Below are 16,093 nucleotides of genomic sequence, written 5' to 3' on the forward strand. Positions count from 1 at the left end.
AGAACGAGAAGTAGAGTCGTCTTTTGTCAGATTCATTTTAATACATAACTTCCAGTATTTATTTCCATATTTCGACTGCGTTTCAGAAAAAACATATATCTTTGCGGTACGCTTTCAGCCCATCAGCGTGATGGAATAGGCAGAAAGCGGTTTTTATTTCCTATATGGAGTAAAAGCGTATTATCTCTCGACCTTAAAAATAGCAAACTTTTAGTAGTGAGAGATGATACGGTAGATACTCCACGTTAACGGCTGTATATCAACATATCCGTAAGAGATGTGTTATATATAAACGATTGACGTGGGTGTCTGCTGTTATCATTATCTTCTACGCGGGTATTGCTAGCCTTAAGGTCGGATAATGGTACAGCAGCATCTGCGTCTTTCTTGTATTCGGCCGGTTATAAGTTGCCCCAATTTTAACCTAGCCAATCCCCACCCGGCGGATTGCAAAAAGCGTGGATGCTCGTTGTACTAATATACATGAATAAAATATTATTCATCCCTTATTTGTATCACACATAAAAAACAAACGCTATGGCACAATGGATTAGTATAGAAGAGGCAGCCGCCAAGTACGGATTCGAGACAGAATATATCTGGGTCCTGATAGAAATGCGAGAAATCACTGTGGACTACGAAAGGTCGGGCATCGACATCATCAGTGATGACAGTGTTCAGGAGTTTATGAGTCGAAATGAAAAAGGGGCTACCTTGATGTATATCGAAAAACTGGAACGCTATTGCATAGATAAATCAAAACTTTGTTCAATATACCTATCACTCTTGGGAAAACAAGATAAAGAAATCACAAGGTATAAAGCAGCCGGAATCCTCTATGATACCTTACAAATCAAATGGCTGAAACAATGCGACCGAGTACAGAAGTTGGAAAAAGAACTCGTCTTGGGGCAGACTACTTGCTGTACCTGTTGGCTGAAAAGAATCTGTATGAAAATCAGGAAGTAGTATGAAAAAACTCGTTGACGGATTTAATTGTTTCCAGAAGAAGACACAGAAAACTCCGGAGACAGAAATAGATAAGGCATTAAAGATAAAGGAGGAATATTATGAGTACAAAAAACAACATGCTGACTGATATCAGCGCAGAACTTGACAGAGAGTTCGGAGCACCTGGAACTTCAGAACGTGAAAAGTTTGATGAAGAGGTATACGCTTTTTATACTGGTCAAATATTGTTGGATGCAAGGCGGGAAGCGAAAGTAACCCAATCAGAATTGGCTAAAAGAATCAATGCGACTAAATCGTATATTTCACGTATTGAAAGCGGAGCAATAAATCCTAGCGTAGGGACATTCTACCGAATAGTGAATGCACTAGGATTGAGGATTGAAATTGTAAAACCAATCATCGGTATATAAGTAAAGGAAAGGTGAATCTTCTTTGTAACTTCGATCTTCAAAAAGAGTAAATAAAAGGTACGGAGAACTGGAGCGGATCAACAACGGTGGCTTTAAATGAACAAACAACCGATAATTTGTGTTTATTTAATCTAAATATATATCTTTGTCCCGAATTATAAACACGTAAATTTATGAAAAAGATTTTTGGTGCTTTAATGATTGCTGTATGCATAGGTATGGCAATGCCTGCCCAAGCGCAGATACACTTTGGTGTAAAAGGAGGTTTGAACTTGTCAAAGGCAAGTCTCTCTAATATGGGCGACAACTTCAAGAAGGATAATTTCACTGGTTTCTTTATTGGTCCGATGGCCGAGTTTAATATTCCAATCGTAGGATTGGGGGTAGATGCTTCGTTGCTTTTTGCTCAAAGAGGTATAAAAGTTTCCGATGAAGACGGAGATATAACCATTAAGCAGAACGGTATTGATATTCCTGTAAACCTGAAATATACCATTGGCTTGGGAAGTCTGGCAGGTATTTATCTGGCTGCAGGTCCTGACTTTTATTTCGATTTTGAAAAGAAATCGGGAATTGATAAGAAGAAAGCTGAAGTAGGTATCAATGTGGGCGCCGGTTTGAAGTTGCTGAACCATTTGCAGGTGGGTGCTAATTACAATATCCCATTGGGTGATACAGCTGATATTGAAGGAACAAATGCTTCTTATAAGACTAAGACTTGGCAAGTATCTGTAGCCTATATTTTTTAAGTAGTCTATCGCTTTACCTAGTATATGAAAAAGAGTTTCCGATAACCGGAAACTCTTTTTTGTTTGGGAGTGTCCTGTTGCGCTCTCGAATATATTTCTTCCAATTCTCGTATGAAGCAGAGTTTTCTTTTTAAGTGTTCTCTCTCCCTTCTTTTAAATCCCCGTTTTTTTATTGTATTTTTGTAGCTGCAATGAAAAAGTATGTAGATGTCATATTACCGCTTCCGCTTCCGAAGAGTTTCACTTACTCTTTGCCGGATGAATGTGCGGAAGATGTGAAGATAGGCTGCCGAGTGGTAGTTCCTTTCGGGCGGAAGAAGTTTTATACGGCTATCGTCCTTAACGTTCATTATTGTGCTCCAACGGAGTACGAAGTGAAAGATATATCTGCATTGCTGGATGCTTCTCCCATTCTGTTACCCGCTCAATTCAAATTTTGGGAGTGGATAGCAGATTATTATCTCTGTACACAAGGCGATGTCTATAAAGCGGCACTTCCCTCTGGCCTGAAACTGGAGAGTGAAACGATCGTTGAATATAATCCAGATTTTGAAGCGGATGCGCCATTGCCGGAACGTGAGCAACGCATTTTGGATTTACTTGCCGTAGATTCGCAGCAGTCCGTTACTAAACTGGAGAAGGACAGCGGCATCAAAAATATTCTTACGGTCATCAAGTCTCTGCTCGATAAAGAAGCGATTTTCGTAAAGGAGGAGTTGAGGCGTACTTATAAACCTAAAACAGAGGCACGGGTTCGGCTTGCGGGTACAGCGGATGAAAAGCGGCTTCATATCCTGTTTGATATTCTGTCTCGTGCTCCGAAGCAGTTGGCATTACTCATGAAGTATGTGGAATGTTCCGATGTTTTAGGAGCGGGAACTCCGAAAGAAGTCTCCAAGAAAGAACTGTTGCAGCGGGCTAATGTGGCCCCTTCTGTATTAAATGGATTGGTGGATAAGAAGATTTTTGAAATCTACTACCATGAAATAGGCCGGTTGGATAAGCAGGAGAAGGAGATTGTCGAATTAAATCCTTTGAATGAGTTTCAACAGCGTGCATTTGATGAAGTCGTGCAGTCTTTTCAGGAGAAAAATGTCTGTCTGCTTCATGGGGTAACGTCCAGCGGTAAGACTGAAATTTATATCCATCTGATAGAAGAAGCGATTCGCCAGGGAAAGCAGGTGTTATATTTGTTGCCGGAAATTGCATTGACCACTCAAATCACGGAGCGTTTGCAACGGGTCTTCGGTGCTCGTCTGGGTATCTATCATTCTAAGTTCCCCGATGCCGAACGGGTTGAAATATGGCGGAAGCAACTGGGAGAGAACGGGTATGATATTATTCTGGGTGTTCGTTCTTCTATTTTCCTGCCTTTCCGAAATCTGGGATTGGTGATTGTGGATGAAGAGCACGAAAATACGTATAAGCAACAAGATCCCGCTCCCCGCTATCATGCGCGTAGCGCGGCTATTGTATTGGCTGCCATGTACGGAGCTAAAACCCTGTTGGGTACGGCTACTCCCTCTATCGAGTCATGGCAGAATGCAAGAGAGGGAAAATATGGTTTCGTACAACTGAAAGAACGATATAAAGAAATCCAGTTGCCGGAGATTATTCCGGTGGATATCAAGGAACTGCATCGCAAAAAGCGGATGGTCGGACAATTCTCGCCACTCCTGATACAATATATGAAAGAGGCTTTGGAACAGAAAGAACAAGTGATTCTCTTTCAGAACCGTCGTGGGTTTGCTCCGATGGTGGAGTGTCGTACCTGCGGTTGGGTGCCTAAGTGTAAGAATTGCGACGTAAGCCTTACCTATCATAAAGGAATCAATCAATTAACCTGTCACTACTGCGGTTATACGTATCAACTGCCGAAATCCTGTCCTGCCTGCGAGGGAACAGAACTGGTGAACCGTGGTTTCGGTACGGAAAAGATTGAAGATGACATCAAAATCCTTTTCCCGGAAGCTGCCGTGGCCCGGATGGACTTGGATACTACACGTACCCGCTCCGCTTATGAGAAGATTATTGCAGACTTTGAGCAGGGAAAGACGGACATATTGATCGGTACGCAAATGGTATCAAAAGGGTTGGATTTCGATCATGTCAGTATAGTAGGTATATTGAATGCCGATACCATGTTGAATTATCCCGATTTCCGTTCCTATGAACGTGCTTTTCAGTTGATGGCACAAGTAGCGGGACGTGCCGGACGTAAGAACAAACGCGGACGGGTGGTATTGCAAACCAAGAGTATCGATCATCCTATCATTCATCAGGTCATTGCCAATGATTATGAAGATATGGTAGGCGGACAATTGGCAGAACGCCAGATGTTCCATTATCCTCCCTATTACCGGCTGGTATATGTTTATCTGAAAAATCATAATGAAGCGTTACTGGATCAGATGGCGGTAGTGATGGCGGATAAGTTGCGGGCAGTATTTGGCAATCGGGTATTAGGCCCGGACAAACCACCTGTTGCCCGTATCCAAACTTTGTTTATCAAAAAGATCGTTGTCAAGATTGAGCAGAATGCCCCGATGGGACGTGCACGGGAATTGTTGCTACGTATTCAGCGCGAGATGTTGGCGGACGAACGCTATAAATCTTTGATTGTTTATTATGATGTAGACCCTATGTGATTGAATAATTTTCCCCCATATAATAACCTTTATTAATTTAATTAACTAACCATGAAACGACTTACTATTTTTTCTCTGACTTGTCTCTTGAGCATGGGTGCCGTTTTTGCCCAGCAGGGAGTGACTCAATGTGATGTTCCGACAGGACAACCGAAGTTCCCTTTACTGACTTATCAGGAGTTGCCTGATCCTACTGCGTCTTCTGATAAAGAGTGGGCAGCGGTGACTTCCACCCAAGTTTCTTGGGGTACAACAGATGTCCGGTATGCGAAGCATCAACTCCCGCAGTTGAAGAAACAACAGACTGTTTCCCTGAAAGGCTGGCGTGGCGAACGTGTGAACGCGCAAGCTGTTGTGTGGACAGGCGTAGAACTGAAAGACCTGAATTTCAGCTTTGGTGATTTCAAAGACAAAAAGGGAAACGTTCTTCCCAAAGATGCATTTACAGGTGGTTTTGTCCGTTATGTGATGACGGATGAATTGAATAAGGATGGGAGAGGTGCCTGCGGACACCGGAAGTCCATAGATTATGATTCATTATTGGTGGCCGATCCTATTGATACCAACCTGAAAACGATGGCTTTGCCCGCTCGTACTGTTCAACCGGTTTGGGTGCAGTGTTGGATTCCTCAATCGGTTACTCCCGGAACTTATCAAGGGGAACTGTTAATCAATGACGGCTCGCGTTTATTGCAACGCCTGAATCTCGAAATTACCGTTTCTTCCCGTGAACTTCCTCAACCTTCGGAATGGGCTTATCACTTGGATTTATGGCAAAGTCCTTATGCAGTGGCACGTTACTATCAGGTTCCTTTATGGAGTCAGGAGCATTTCGACGCCATGCGTCCTTTGATGAAAATGTTGGCAGATGCCGGGCAGAAGATTATTACGGCTACTTTGACGCATAAACCCTGGAATGGTCAGACAGAAGATTATTTTGATACAATGGTCACCTGGATGAAACGGGCGGATGGAACATGGACTTTTGATTATACTATCTTCGACCGCTGGGTGGAATTTATGATGAGTGTAGGCATTGACAAACAGATTAATTGTTACTCAATGGTTCCATGGGAACTGTCATTCCAATACTACGATCAGGCAACCAACTCTTTGCAATTCGTGAAAACTGCACCGGGTGAAGTGGCTTATGAAGAAATGTGGGGAGCGATGCTTGCCTCTTTCTCCAAGCATCTGAAAGAAAAAGGATGGTTTGATATCTGTGCTATTGCGATGGACGAACGTCCGATGGAAGTGATGCAGAAGACGTTGAAAGTGATTCGTAAAGCTGATCCGGATTTTAAAGTATCGTTGGCTGGAAACTATCATGAAGAGATTGAGCCCGATCTATATGATTATTGTATTGTTATCGGACAGAACTTCCCGGAAGAAGTGCGTCTGCGTCGTGTTGCCGAGAACAAGCGTACTAATTATTATACCTGCTGTACGGAAGCCCATCCCAACACGTTTACTTTCTCTGATCCTGCAGAAGCTGCCTGGATGAGTTATTATTCATCTAAGAAACATCTGGATGGTTATCTGCGTTGGGCATATAACAGTTGGCCATTGGAACCGCTACTTGATTCCCGTTTCCGCAGTTGGGCAGGTGGAGATACTTATCTTGTATATCCGGGAGCTCGTAGTTGTATTCGTTTCGAATGTTTGATTGAAGGCATACAGGCGCATGAGAAGATCAATATCCTTCGTCAGGAATTTGAGAAAAAAGGAAATAAGGCCGGATTAAAGAAAATAGAAAAAATGCTTGCTCCGTTCAATCTGGGTAGTATGCCGGAAATCCCGGCGGCGGTAACCGTGAACCGGGCTAATCAGATATTAAATTCGTTCTAGTACTGTGGTGAACTATCATATTTAGGCACGGATTACACGGATAACACGGTTTTTAATTGGTTAATCTTTTAAAACCGCGAAATCCGTGTAATCCGTGCCTGAAAAATATATATTAAGTATTCGATATCATTTCTGTATCGTTAAAAGTAAATTATGAAGAAAATATTATTTGTCTGCTTAGGAAATATCTGCCGTAGCTCTACGGCTGAAGGCGTAATGCTTCATTTAATAGAAGAAGCGGGACTGGAAAAAGAATTTGTGATAGATTCTGCCGGAATCCTGTCTTATCATCAGGGGGAATTGCCGGATAGCCGGATGCGTGCTCATGCGGCCCGTCGCGGTTATCAATTGGTGCATCGTTCTCGCCCCGTCCGTACGGAAGATTTCTATAATTTTGATTTGATAATCGGTATGGACGACCGGAACATAGATGATTTGAAAGACAAAGCCCCTTCTCCCGAAGAATGGAAGAAGATTCATCGCATGACGGAGTATTGCACCCGTATTCCTGCAGATCATGTCCCCGACCCCTATTATGGAGGGGCCGAGGGTTTTGAATATGTACTTGATATTCTTGAGGATGCTTGCGCAGGTTTGCTTACTTCTTTAACTCAGGATAACTGATTCGGGTGTGATAAGCAATCTTTAGTTTTTCTTTGAACACAGCTTTCACTGTTGCTATATCCTTGAAAGTGATAGGACATTCTTTAAAGTAACCTTCAGTGACCTGGGAATCGATAATCTTATCGACCAGGTTGCTGATTGTTTCTTCTGTATATTCCGGAAGACTGCGTGAGGCGGCTTCCACGGCATCCGCCATCATCAGGATAGCCTGTTCTTTGGTGAACGGATTCGGGCCGGGATAGGTGAACAGTTCTTCATTCGGTTCTTCGTCCGGATGCTCGTTCTTCCAGGAAATATAGAAATATTTTGTTTTTCCCCGTCCGTGATGCGTGCTGATAAAGTCTTTGACAGCTTTAGGCAGATTGTGTTTATCGGCTAACTTCAATCCATCCGTCACATGACTGATGACGACCTGCGCACTTTGTTCGTAATTCAGGTTCTTATGCGGGTTAACTCCTCCTGACTGATTTTCTGTGAAGAAAGCAGGGTTTTCCATCTTGCCAATATCATGATACAAAGCTCCTGTACGTACTAACTGACTTTTGGCTCCAATACGGATGGCTGCTTCTGCAGCAAGATTGGCCACTTGCATGGAATGTTGGAATGTTCCCGGAACCGTCTCGGACATTTGCCGCAAAAGGTCATTATTGATATTCGAAAGTTCTACCAACGTTACATTGGAAGTAAATCCGAAAGTCTTTTCCAATAAAAAGAGTAAAGGATAGGTGAATAATAACAGAATTCCATTGATGATGAAGTAAGTGTACATTCGTATGTTCAACTTCGAGAAGTCGGTGGAAAGGCCGTTCTCTGTCATCAATTCGAAGGCGAAATAAATGGCTGCATAAGTCAGTATAACTAGTAAAGCCGTTCGGAAAAGTTGGGACCTTTGCGATAGCTCTCTTAGACTGAATATCGCCACCAATCCTGCTGCCAACTGTGTCAGAATGAATTCATGCGGAAAGCGTAAGGATATGGAACATATTAATATAGTAATGACATGCGTCAGGAAAGCAGTCCTCGAATCAAGAAAGACGCGGATGATAATGGGTAGCATTGCGTACGGGATGATATACACATTAAATAGATTATGTGTTACCATGAAAGCGGTTATGACACTGTAAAATACAATCAACGTGAATAGCAATGACAGACTGCCTTTCCGTTGATAGTAGTCTTTCCGGAACAGGTCGAGATAAAGCATAAAACAAAGCATCAGCATTCCTACAAACAGAATCTGTCCGCCGAGAATCAGACGGTTCTGTCCCATGGACTCATTTCGTTTGATGGATTCTTTGCGTAATGACTCCAGGATATTATAGGTATGCGGACTGATGATTTCCCCCCGGTCAATAATCTTTTGCCCGCTGACTACTAATCCGTTTGCCCAGGAATAGTTGTTCAGGATTTCTTCTTTGGCAGTCTGGGAACGTTCCTCGTCAAAGGTAAGGTTGGGGGTGATGTATTCGTTCAGTGAGCATTGCCTTAAAATTTCCCGGTTGAAATGAGTGGAGTCTGCTGTCAGTAAGTGCTCATAGGCTTTTTGTACCGTGTAAAGATTCTCGGTAGCCTGTGGATTAGCCAGTTTATCATCAATCACCATGACAGATGAAGTGCTGTCCTTGTGAAGCTGCTGTATATTCTCTGTCGAAACGATACCTGCCTGATAGATTTCTTTTAAAGTGCGTTCGACGTACCGCAAATAATCGATGGAAGGGAGAATGCCTTTCAGATTCGCATGGTAATTCTCTTTCAGCTTGGCGATTGCGTCTTTTTCTATATTTTTATCCAGTTGATAATAAGGTTGGAAGAAAGCCATCAGGCTATCTTGTTCCCTTTTTACTACTGCATCCTCTTTATAAATAGGAAAGTCGAAAGTAGCGATCAACTGTCCGTATTTCCAGGGCTTGTTGATGTCAAACTGGTAATTGAATTTTCCGTCACGTGGCAGGAAATAGACAATCAGCGCCACAGTGCCCACAAATAGCAGTGATTTATATAGTAAATCTCTCCATGAAAATCTTTTTTTCTTCTTCAAATGTTCCATATCCACTGAAATTTTTGCGAAAAGTACAAAAAAAAACAATAGTGTGGAAAAAAAGGTTTAATTTTGCCACGATTTACCTATACTAACCCAAATTATGGCAGAAAGAAAAGTAAGAGTTCGTTTTGCTCCAAGTCCTACGGGAGCATTGCACATCGGTGGTGTGCGTACAGCTTTGTATAATTATCTATTTGCACGTCAACACGGCGGAGACTTGATATTTCGTATTGAAGACACTGACTCTAACCGGTTCGTTCCGGGAGCGGAAGAGTATATACTCGAATCTTTTAAGTGGTTGGGTATCCACTTTGACGAGGGAGTGAGCTTTGGTGGTGAACACGGTCCGTACCGTCAGTCGGAGCGCCGCGAAATCTACAAGAAATATGTGCAGATTTTGCTGGAAAATGGAAAAGCATACATTGCTTTTGATACTCCGGAGGAACTGGACGCTAAGCGTGCTGAAATTGCTAACTTCCAATATGATGCATCTACCCGTGGTATGATGCGCAATTCATTAACTATGCCGAAAGAAGAAGTGGATGCACTGATTGCTGAAGGCAAACAATATGTGGTTCGTTTCAAAATCGAACCGAATGAAGATATACATGTAAACGACCTGATTCGTGGCGAAGTAGTAATCAACTCATCTATTCTGGATGACAAAGTACTTTATAAATCGGCTGACGAACTGCCTACTTACCATTTGGCAAATATCGTGGATGACCATTTGATGGAAGTTTCCCACGTGATTCGTGGTGAAGAATGGCTGCCCTCCGCTCCATTGCACGTGTTGTTGTATCGTGCTTTCGGTTGGGAAGATACGATGCCGGAATTTGCTCACCTGCCTTTGTTATTGAAACCGGAAGGTAATGGAAAATTAAGCAAGCGTGACGGTGATCGTCTCGGATTCCCTGTATTCCCGTTGGAATGGCACGATCCGAAATCGGGAGAAATCTCTTCAGGTTATCGCGAATCCGGTTATTTACCCGAAGCTGTGATTAATTTCCTGGCTTTATTGGGATGGAATCCGGGTAATGATCAGGAAGTGATGTCGATGGATGAATTGATTAAATTGTTTGATCTTCACCGCTGCAGCAAGTCGGGAGCTAAGTTCGACTATAAAAAAGGAATATGGTTCAATCATCAATATATACAGCAGAAACCTAACGAAGAAATTGCGGAACTGTTCTTGCCTTTCTTGAAAGAACAAGGCGTAGAGGCTCCTTTCGAAAAGGTAGTGACTGTGGTTGGCATGATGAAAGACCGGGTAAGTTTCATTAAAGAACTGTGGGACGTATGTAGCTTCTTCTTCGTTGCTCCTACCGAATATGATGAAAAGACGGTGAAGAAACGCTGGAAAGAAGATTCTGCAAAATGTATGACCGAATTGGCGGAAGTGATTGCCGGTATTGAAGATTTTAGCATTGAAGGACAGGAAAAAGTCGTTATGGACTGGATTGCAGAGAAAGGTTACCATACCGGTAATATCATGAATGCTTTCCGTCTGACATTGGTGGGTGAAGGAAAAGGCCCGCACATGTTCGATATTTCCTGGGTATTGGGCAAAGAGGAGACGATAGCTCGTATGAAACGAGCGGTAGAGGTTTTGAAGTAATCGACACAGTACTATGCTTTACGACCTGGCAATAGTCATTTATGACTTTATCGTCCATTTGGCTGCTCCGTTTAGCCGCAAGCCCCGGAAGATGATGAAGGGGCATTGGGTGGTGTATGAACTCTTACGCCAACAAGTGGAAAAAGGGGAGCAGTATATTTGGTTTCACGCTGCTTCACTGGGGGAGTTTGAACAAGGACGCCCTCTGATAGAAATGATTCGTGAGAAATATCCTAACTATAAGATATTGCTGACATTTTTCTCTCCTTCCGGTTATGAAGTGCGCAAGCATTACCGGGGGGCGGATATTGTTTGCTATCTGCCGTTTGATAAGCCGAGGAATGTGAAGAAGTTCCTGGATATTGCAAATCCTTGCATGGCGTTCTTTATCAAATATGAGTTTTGGAAGAATTATCTGGATGAGCTGCACAAGCGCCGTATTCCGGTATATAGTGTGTCGTCTATCTTCCGTCGCGAACAAATATTCTTTAAATGGTACGGTGGCACTTATCGCAATGTCTTGAAAGATTTCGATCATCTGTTTGTTCAGAATGAGGCATCCAAACGTTATTTGTCGAAAATCGGCATCAGTCGTGTGACAGTAGTGGGGGATACCCGTTTTGACCGTGTACTGCAAATCCGCGAAGAGGCTAAAGAGCTCCCGTTGGTGGAGAAATTTAAAGGAAACAATTCTTTTACTTTTGTTGCCGGAAGTTCATGGGGACCTGATGAGGATTTATTCCTCGAATATTTCAATAATCATCCGGAAATGAAATTGATTATTGCTCCGCATGTGATCGATGAGAATCATCTGGTTGAGATCATCGGTAAACTGAAACGTCCGTATGTGCGCTACACCCGTGCTGACGAAAGAAATGTATTGAAAGCGGATTGCCTTATAATAGACTGCTTCGGACTATTGTCCTCTATTTACCGCTATGGTGAAATAGCTTATATCGGCGGTGGTTTCGGAGTAGGAATCCACAACACATTGGAAGCGGCTGTATATGGTATTCCGGTGATTTTCGGACCTAAGTATCAGAAATTCATGGAGGCTGTTCAATTGCTGGAAGCAAAAGGAGCCTATTCTATCAAAGATTACGATGAGCTGAAAACTTTGCTGGATCGTTTCCTGACAGATGAGGTCTTTTTGCGCGAAACTGGAACGAATGCCGGTTATTATGTGACTAGCAATGCCGGTGCGACGGAGAAGATTATGCACATGATTAATTTCTAAATATATTGTATCGATTAACGTAAGCCTTGATATAAGAGGGCAGTGCAAAAAACTTATAATAAATGAAGAATCACCTTTACCACAACTATCTGTGCTAAAGGTGATTCTTCATTTATAAGGTAGTTTGGGTACACTCCTCATTGTTTTTCTATATTGGTAGGCAGGCACTTTATTTGTTGACTTCTAACTCTAGCAGCTTTTTCAACTCTTTGGCTGTTACGTGGGTGAATTGTTTTGTAATATTTCCTTTTTTATCTATTATCAGGTACATCGGTAATCCCGTCATCTGAAAATGACTCCAAAGATAACCCCACTGTTCTTTATTCAGCCAGTAATGTTCTCCGGAAATATCTTGTATTAGTATATCCCAAGTGCTTTTTATAGAACTGGGACCTGTGAGGTAAATGAAAGCAACTTTGTCTTCACCTATTTCTTTCTTTAGTGGCTCATATTCTTTGATGATTTGTCGGCATCCACCACACCAGGTAGCCCAAAAGTCGATAAATTGCACCTTCCCTTTGTGGCGGGCAATGAGAGCGGTCAGCAGTTCCTTTTCCGGGACCTGTGGTGCTTCGCAAACAGCGAATTTCTTAGTTGTCGTTTTTTGTCGGGGTTGCATCTGCTGGTTCATGTCTTGAATGATACCTAAGAAAATAGGATTTGTTATTTCCGAAGCCATGATTTCCTGCGAGGTGGTCAGAGGTTTTAGGTTGTATAAGCTGGAACGCATATAGAGTGCCCGTACGTAGTCAACTATTAAACTAGTGCTGTCTTGCATGATGTTGCTAAGACGTTCTTTTGCTTTGGAGAATGATTCCCATCTGAATTGGTCAGCTTCTTTGGCGTATTTCACATTAAGTGCCATTAGTTCGTTTCCTTGCTGAAAGGGGATACCTGTTTTGAAGGCCGTTTCATATTGATGGATAAGTGTCTGTTCCTCTTTTGTGAGTGGTGCATTTTTCAATAGATTTTTTTCGTAAGCGAGTGGATCTTTATGTGTATCATATAAATCCATAACCGCATTACGGTAATTATAACAATAGAGTGCTAAAGGGTGATTAACAGGAAAATCCTTCAGGTAATTGTAGAAATCATCAGGCAAATGCACATCGAGGAAAGCGGCAAAAGCTTGTTCCCGTGTAATGTTTTTCTTCTTCTGATAAGCTGTTTGCAGGCAATAGTGGGTTGCCTGTAGATTTTCCAGACAATCAAATGCGCATGAGAGATTGGCTAGTGTGCGAGTATCTTCGCAGAATTGTAGCTGTGCGTTATTGTGCATTACATATCGTTTGTATTGGTTGATGCAGCGTTTCTTGAATTCATTGGCACTGATACCTGCAATGGAATCTAATAGGTCGCCATTGCTATAAACAGGAGGTATCTTTGTTATCAGTTCCGGCTGACACCATTCATTGTTAATGGTAGCATACTGGCCGCTAAAAACGAATTGTTTTCCTTGAGGATTACTTAGATTGATTGATACATTTGTTTCTTTTCCGGGACTTAATAGAATGACAAAATCTGCATTCCCTATTATCATTCGTATTTGTGTATCGTGGTAGAGGGGGATATTGATCTTGAAACTTCCGTTTGTTTCAACAGTCGGATAAAGAGTTTCGGCTGTTCCCATCACGATATTGGGAGCTCCGATTTTGAATGTCAGATTATCATTCGGATTGTAATTTGCTATCCTGCCGCTTAGAATAGCTTGTCCCTTCTGATATTCGGGAGCCGGTAATTGTGCTTGTGTCATGTTGAATAACAAAGACAGGCAAAAAAGGATAAATAGTCTCCTCATAGTAGTTCTTTTATTGCATTTATTATTTCTTTATCAGTATTCTCTTTACTATAACCTCTGATTACTTTTCGTATGATTCGTTCTTGGTCCATAATGAAAAAGTAAGGAGCAGCACCACCTGTCTGATATTCTTTGATAATTTCATTGGTTGCATTTAGAATGGTATAATTCAATTCTTTTCGGTTTGCATAGTTCCGGATAGCAGATGTTTTTCGACTCCAGGATTCTATGGCAATGAGATCAAACTCTTCACTATTGAATGAATCTTTTAACTGTTTTAAAAAAGGAATAGCTGCCTGACAAGCACCACAACCGATACCAGTAAAGTTGATGAGTACGACTTTGCTTTTGTAGTCGGCTAATGATACGGGTTGTGCTTCTATGTTTTCTAATATCCAAGTGGGAGCTTTTTTACCGATAAGTTCGGAGGCTGATGGATCTCCGTCTTTCTTATGGAGGTCGCTGTATTTTACTATTTCATAATCTTCCGGGAAATAATGAGCTGTATTGAAGTCGTTGATTGTTAAATTCTTAATCTGAAGATCCGAACACGTTGAAACGCTAATGTCATGGGACATCTCTCTTCGTTTCTTATAAGGTAGATCGTTCGATTTATCAATCCATAGTTCGTATATGGAAGTCGTATTGCCAATGTCGAATGGAGGAAGAGGCAGGTGATAAGCTTTCCCAAAGAATTCAACCTGCTGATTTTCATCAATTACTAATTTGAAATAGTAATTATTGCCTTCGTCTTTTAGTTCTAGTGTAGTATGATCTTTGGTAGTAAGTGCATATTGAATGATGTTCTTTGTGTGGTTGAAGAATGGAGGGCTCACAGGTCTGAAAGGAAGTGGCCTGAATGTAAAATCATCAATTACTAATTTCTTGTTATCATGATAGGTCAATGCTCTTATGTTGCCGTCATAATAAAAATCCATCTTTGTTGTATCATTGGCATCCAGTGAAACATAACTTGCACCTATGGTCGAGTCCATGGGATTATTGTATTCTTTAACGAATCCATGCAGGATGGACAATGCTGTTGAATCGCCATGCTGCCAGCTTTCATTAGTGATGTTATATGTGGCGGATTCAACCTTTTCCAGTTTGGTAAGTACCTTCTTTAAATATTCTTTTCCGGAGTTTTGGGCATAGATGGTGGGCAGTGCCGTAAGAAAGAAGATGATAAGTAGTAGTTTGATTCTCATAAGTGATGTAGGGTTATATGTTTCTATATTATATGTGTTACTTTGACCGATTTACAAAGCTACGAATAATTCGTAATTTGTCTATATCCAATAGGTTAAATAACTTGAATGTGGACAATTTACGAATAGTTCAACAGAATGGATTGATTGGAATTAAATAATATAGCGGGAGAATGATGGGAGACAGCTAAAAATGGAATGAGAAATAATTATATGAATGTTATTAGGTGGATAAAAAAATGAGAGATACTTGTTTTGAAATGTATCTCTCATCTTGTATCTGTTTAGTTATCTAATGTTTATCTTCTACTTATACCATTGAGAATACATCAGATAATTGTGAGCGATCTTCTGATTAAGCTCTTTGGCTTGCTCGGGGTCTACGTTTTTGATAAACTTGGCAGGTACTCCTCCCCAGATGCTTCCGGGTTCAATAATGGTATTGCTTAATACCAACGAACCGGCAGCAACAATTGCGCCTTCTCCTACTACGGCATGGTCCAGGATGGTTGATCCCATTCCAACTAGAGCATAGTCTTTGATGGTTGCCCCATGGATCGTGACATTGTGTCCTACAGATACATGGTCGCCTATTTCAATAGTCGATTTCTGGTATAATGTATGCAGCACGCTTCCGTCTTGGATATTGACTCCATTGCCAATTCGTATGGAATTGACATCACCTCGCAAAACGGTGCTAAACCAAATGCTACAATCATTTCCTATTTTTACATCTCCTATAATAGTTGCGTTATCTGCGAGAAAACAGTTTTCTCCGATTTCGGGAGTGAATCCGCGTACTGATTTTATTAAAGCCATGAGATTTGTTTGATTTAATAATGTTTTTTTAGTTGATACTATGTTATGTTGTCCGACACCCGGGTGTCGGTCATCGTGCCTGTTGCACAACTTTATTTTTTAGTTATACTCTAATGGGTGT

12 protein-coding genes and 1 pseudogene are annotated in these 16,093 nt (G+C 41.7%); 9 read left to right on the forward strand and 4 right to left on the reverse strand.

Translation table 11 applies throughout. The features are described from left to right. Nucleotides 1–537 precede the first annotated feature (537 nt). The 7 genes and pseudogenes from DXB58_RS15805 (at nucleotide 538) to DXB58_RS15835 (ending at nucleotide 7,251) form a co-directional block, all read left to right on the forward strand. Complete coding sequence (locus DXB58_RS15805) at nucleotides 538–969, forward strand: hypothetical protein (RefSeq protein ID WP_122137470.1); 432 nt, start codon at nucleotides 538–540, stop codon at nucleotides 967–969. 22 nt (nucleotides 970–991) lie between these two features. Then, a pseudogene (locus tag DXB58_RS15810) lies at nucleotides 992–1,099 on the forward strand (type II toxin-antitoxin system RelE/ParE family toxin); the annotation flags it as partial. Then, nucleotides 1,071–1,382, forward strand: a complete 312-nt coding sequence (locus tag DXB58_RS15815; protein ID WP_122137471.1) for a helix-turn-helix domain-containing protein — start codon at nucleotides 1,071–1,073, stop codon at nucleotides 1,380–1,382. The pseudogene DXB58_RS15810 and the gene DXB58_RS15815, both read left to right, overlap by 29 nt. A 173-nt stretch (nucleotides 1,383–1,555) precedes the next feature. Continuing rightward, nucleotides 1,556–2,131, forward strand: coding sequence for a porin family protein (locus DXB58_RS15820; RefSeq protein WP_117936347.1), 576 nt, complete (start codon nucleotides 1,556–1,558; stop codon nucleotides 2,129–2,131). A 191-nt stretch (nucleotides 2,132–2,322) separates the two neighbouring features. Next, nucleotides 2,323–4,779 carry a primosomal protein N' gene (gene priA / locus DXB58_RS15825; protein ID WP_122137484.1) on the forward strand — a complete coding sequence of 819 codons (2,457 nt, stop codon included), beginning with the start codon at nucleotides 2,323–2,325 and terminating at the stop codon, nucleotides 4,777–4,779. A 51-nt stretch (nucleotides 4,780–4,830) separates the two neighbouring features. After that, nucleotides 4,831–6,627, forward strand: a complete 1,797-nt coding sequence (locus DXB58_RS15830; RefSeq protein ID WP_122137472.1) for a glycoside hydrolase domain-containing protein — start codon at nucleotides 4,831–4,833, stop codon at nucleotides 6,625–6,627. A 153-nt stretch (nucleotides 6,628–6,780) separates the two neighbouring features. After that, nucleotides 6,781–7,251 carry a low molecular weight protein-tyrosine-phosphatase gene (locus DXB58_RS15835; RefSeq protein ID WP_122137473.1) on the forward strand — a complete coding sequence of 157 codons (471 nt, stop codon included), beginning with the start codon at nucleotides 6,781–6,783 and terminating at the stop codon, nucleotides 7,249–7,251. On the opposite strand, the gene DXB58_RS15840 is transcribed toward DXB58_RS15835, so the two are convergent. After that, nucleotides 7,226–9,298, reverse strand: coding sequence for an HD family phosphohydrolase (locus DXB58_RS15840; RefSeq protein WP_122137474.1), 2,073 nt, complete (start codon nucleotides 9,296–9,298; stop codon nucleotides 7,226–7,228). The two genes, DXB58_RS15835 and DXB58_RS15840, sit on opposite strands and share 26 nt — an antisense overlap. A gap of 94 nt (nucleotides 9,299–9,392) precedes the next feature. Between DXB58_RS15840 and gltX the strand changes: the two genes are divergently transcribed. Together gltX and DXB58_RS15850 are read left to right on the forward strand one after the other, a co-directional pair. After that, entirely contained in the window at nucleotides 9,393–10,910 is a 1,518-nt protein-coding gene (gene gltX, locus DXB58_RS15845; protein ID WP_122137475.1) for a glutamate--tRNA ligase, read from the forward strand. A 13-nt stretch (nucleotides 10,911–10,923) separates the two neighbouring features. Continuing rightward, a complete protein-coding gene (locus DXB58_RS15850) occupies nucleotides 10,924–12,147 on the forward strand; it encodes a 3-deoxy-D-manno-octulosonic acid transferase (RefSeq protein WP_004296372.1) in 1,224 nt (407 codons plus the stop codon). A gap of 169 nt (nucleotides 12,148–12,316) precedes the next feature. On the opposite strand, the gene DXB58_RS15855 is transcribed toward DXB58_RS15850, so the two are convergent. The 3 genes from DXB58_RS15855 to DXB58_RS15865 form a co-directional block, all read right to left on the reverse strand. Beyond that, nucleotides 12,317–13,945 carry a TlpA disulfide reductase family protein gene (locus DXB58_RS15855; RefSeq protein ID WP_122137476.1) on the reverse strand — a complete coding sequence of 543 codons (1,629 nt, stop codon included), beginning with the start codon at nucleotides 13,943–13,945 and terminating at the stop codon, nucleotides 12,317–12,319. Then, nucleotides 13,942–15,153 (reverse strand): peroxiredoxin, encoded by a 1,212-nt coding sequence (locus DXB58_RS15860; protein ID WP_122137477.1) that lies wholly within the window; start codon nucleotides 15,151–15,153, stop codon nucleotides 13,942–13,944. The genes DXB58_RS15855 and DXB58_RS15860 overlap by 4 nt, the downstream gene beginning before the upstream one ends. A 306-nt stretch (nucleotides 15,154–15,459) precedes the next feature. Further along, on the reverse strand, nucleotides 15,460–15,972 hold the full coding sequence (locus tag DXB58_RS15865; protein ID WP_008997822.1) for a gamma carbonic anhydrase family protein: 513 nt from the start codon (nucleotides 15,970–15,972) through the stop codon (nucleotides 15,460–15,462). Nucleotides 15,973–16,093: the final 121 nt, after the last annotated feature.

The organism is Bacteroides sp. OM05-10AA (assembly GCF_003439055.1).
Lineage (GTDB): Bacteria > Bacteroidota > Bacteroidia > Bacteroidales > Bacteroidaceae > Bacteroides > Bacteroides intestinigallinarum.